Origin of the sequence: Photobacterium sp. OFAV2-7 (assembly GCF_022347985.1) — a bacterium.
In the GTDB taxonomy this organism is placed as follows: Bacteria; Pseudomonadota; Gammaproteobacteria; order Enterobacterales; family Vibrionaceae; genus Photobacterium.
This window is the reverse complement of sequence record NZ_JAKRFQ010000600.1, coordinates 1-3,281: the sequence shown is the minus strand read 5'-3', so window position 1 is coordinate 3,281 and position 3,281 is coordinate 1. Positions and strand designations below refer to the sequence as shown.

The 3,281-nt window shown below is 38.8% G+C and carries 2 protein-coding genes; one reads left to right on the top strand and one right to left on the bottom strand.

Features of this window, described 5'->3' with window-relative positions; all coding sequences use genetic code 11:
• Positions 1–801: winged helix-turn-helix domain-containing protein (locus MHN01_RS21510; protein WP_239413349.1), on the bottom strand; the 801-nt coding region annotated here is incomplete at its 3' end.
• Between the two features lie 1,124 nt (positions 802–1,925).
• Here MHN01_RS21510 and gltS point away from each other — a divergent pair.
• Positions 1,926–3,155, top strand: a complete 1,230-nt coding sequence (gltS, locus tag MHN01_RS21505; RefSeq protein WP_239413350.1) for a sodium/glutamate symporter — start codon at positions 1,926–1,928, stop codon at positions 3,153–3,155.
• Positions 3,156–3,281: the final 126 nt, after the last annotated feature.

The following is a 3,281-nucleotide window of genomic DNA, read 5'->3' as shown; positions in this document are numbered from 1 at the left end:
ACCGACCTCTTTAATTGTGAGTTTTTCTATTTCAGATATGGATTCGTTGTTTTCAAGAAGGATAATCATATTGTGTGGCAATTTATTACTATCAATAATTACGATAGACAGATAGTCTTTCTTTAACATTAAATAAATTGATTTTGGTCGTTTTTTATTTGATGTTGAAATTAATACATTATTAATAGAGTCTGAAATAATATCAATGAACTCATCGTTATCTGAATAAATCTTTAATATGCTATCTGAGTAAACTTGATTAGGTGTTATAGATTTACTAGGCGTAACCTCACGAATATATGGTAAGTATGGAGCATCTCCTATTAAGTAAAATGAAATCATGAAAATTAGAGAACCAGAAAAATATGGCCATTTTTTCTTTGCAATATTAAGTGGCTCAATGCTTATTTGTGGTGAGGATATATTTATCGGAGAAGCAATGGCAGCACTATCGTTATTCTTATCTTCGCAAGTTTCCTCTTTCGAGATGTCTTTGACTATTTCGCTCTCGAGTTTATAACCTACTTTTGCGATGGTTTTAAGCCACTTTTGCTCTTTGCCGTTATCACCTATTAGAGTACGTATATTGCTGATAGCCTGAGTGATAGAGCTGTCAGAGACTATCTTCCCTGGCCATGCCTTTTCAAGGATTGTTTCTTTAGAAACAACCATGCCAGCTTCAGAACAGAGTGCCAATAAGACTAGAAAGTCATGGCTGCCAATACGCTTTTCTTCATTGGTCTCGGAATGGCGCAAAAGTGATGCATCTTTGATGAGAATCCAATCTTTTATTTTATACATTAAAGCTCTCACTTCTTGTTCAAGTCGCAACGTAAGAGTTACTTTTTGTTGCTTTATTAATCGTATGCCAACTGACTTGTTCGATAACAAGAGTGCCCAACATTACCATTATTAAATTAGTTTGATTGCTCCATGAATCATAATTGTTAATTTTATCATGTTTTTTTGATATAAATAGGAGTAGAGTAAAAGCTTCATCTCGTTAGGTGTCATTGTTATTTGAGCTTTCTTATACATAAATTCGACTTATTCAAACGTTGTAGTTTGAAAATGTGGTAACTATGATGCATATAAAATGGATTCGAAAGTGTATCTTCATGTTAAATGAAAGTATTGTTTTATGGGATGGATGTCTTATATTAGCAAGTGCAAATATTAGTGTTTCATCATATATGTTGTTCTGACAATGAACACGTGTTGTAGGAGTGAAATAGCACTATCGTTCTTTTCTGTAGAAAATGGAAGTATTTATAAAAAGAGAATTACAAAAAATTAATCGAATAATAGTATATTTGTTTTGATGTCAAATTAATTTGGAAATTAATACATTTTTAACTTTTATAATATTAATGCGATTTAATTGAATCTTAAAACACATGCTTAAGCTCAAATATATTAATGAAAGGTATGCTTGTTCTATATCGTTTCTGTGATTTAAGTCAGCTTAAACAGTTTGAGCTGGTATTTGGCGAATATGCATATTGTGAATGAATGTAGTACCTCATCACGAGGATGGATAATGGCACACATGCTATGCACGAACGGAATATATTTATTATGCTCAAGTTGCTATGCTCAATGTTGCTTTGATGGGAGCAAATTAATCAATAAGTATGTCTCCTGGCATATCCATACCTTGAAGCTATGAATCAAAAAAAGCCCGGTTAGCGGAATTAATTTGAAGTATGAATTAATTATAACGTGCATATCATTTAATTGTTCGTGCCTGATAAATCAGACTAATTTACCCTTGGTTAAGCTCACTTAGTTAATAATTGTTCATAGAATTTCTTTTTAATTGATTTTCATTGGCTAATGTTAGTGATGGGAATTGTTATCAAAGCATAATTTTACTTGCTGGCTGTTATCAACAAGATGTGAATTAGGGTGGGTGAGCAATGGAAATGGACTGGGCCAATGGGGTCTTAAAGCTAAGTTCTTTTTTTGCAGTGACGATAGGTATTCTTGTTCTGTTTGTCGGTCGTCGCCTCAACAAGATGTTCGCGCCGCTGCGCGAGTTTAGTATTCCCGAACCAGTTACTGGCGGGATCCTATTTTCCGTTTTGATCGCAGTCGTCTATGTAGTCGCTGATATTGAAATAGAGTTTGACTTGATGGCGAGGGATATCCTGCTGGTGTACTTTTTTACCACTATCGGTATCAATGCCAGCCTGAAGGATCTGCTTAAAGGAGGGATCCCTCTAGTGGTGTTGTTAGCTATCACGATTGGTTACATGCTGGTCCAGAATTTCACCGGGATCAGTGTTGCCGCTATGTTTGGTCTGGATTCTGCTGTTGGTATGCTGGGAGGTAGTGTTTCTCTGATCGGCGGTCATGGGACGGCGATAGCCTGGGCTCCCCGTATTTCGGAAGGGTTTGGTATTTCTAATGCGATGGAGATCGGTATTGCCTGTGCGACCTTTGGCCTGATCCTGGCCAGTTTGATGGGGGGACCAATCGCGAAATTCCTGATCACTCGCTACGATCTCAAGCCTGATCACAAAGAGCAGCTGGATGTCGGTGTTGCTGACGAATCGCAAAATGGTGATGGAACAATAACCGGCTTCGATTTTCTCGATGCGATTTTTGCAATTCACGTCTGTGCGATTTTGGGTTTTATTCTCAATGAAACCATTGCAGAGCTAGGTCTGCAGCTACCATTGTTTGTCACCTGCTTGTTTGCCGGGATTGTGATAACAAATTTAGTCCCGGATGCTTATCCTCGGATTTCCGGAACCAAGTGGCCGTCACGCAAACCGGCGATTGCTCTAATTGCTGACGTGTCACTGGGTACCTTTTTGGCGATGTCGCTAATGAGTATGCAGTTATGGACTTTGGTGGACTTGGCAGGGCCGATTTTCGCGATACTCGGTGCGCAGTTCATTGTAGCGATTGTGGTTAATATCTTCATCGTATTCCCTGTCATGGGTAAAAACTACGATGCCGCCGTTGTGTGTGCGGGCTTTGGTGGTATCTCGCTTGGCTCGACCCCGACGGCAATGGCCAATATGTCCGCGGTATCCCAGCGCTACGGTAACTCGCATCAGGCGTTTATTATCGTGCCTTTGGTGTGTGCATTCTTTATCGATCTGGCCAACGCGCTGATTATTCCTTACTTCCTGGCGAACTTCTAACCGTAAGGATGCGCTTGTAGCTATTGCTGGCTGGAAGCTTAATTGACGGCTCCTTTGGGAGTCGTATATTTTATAAACTGGAAGCATACTTGCTTCAGGTTAATCAAAATCAGTTTAATGATCGGG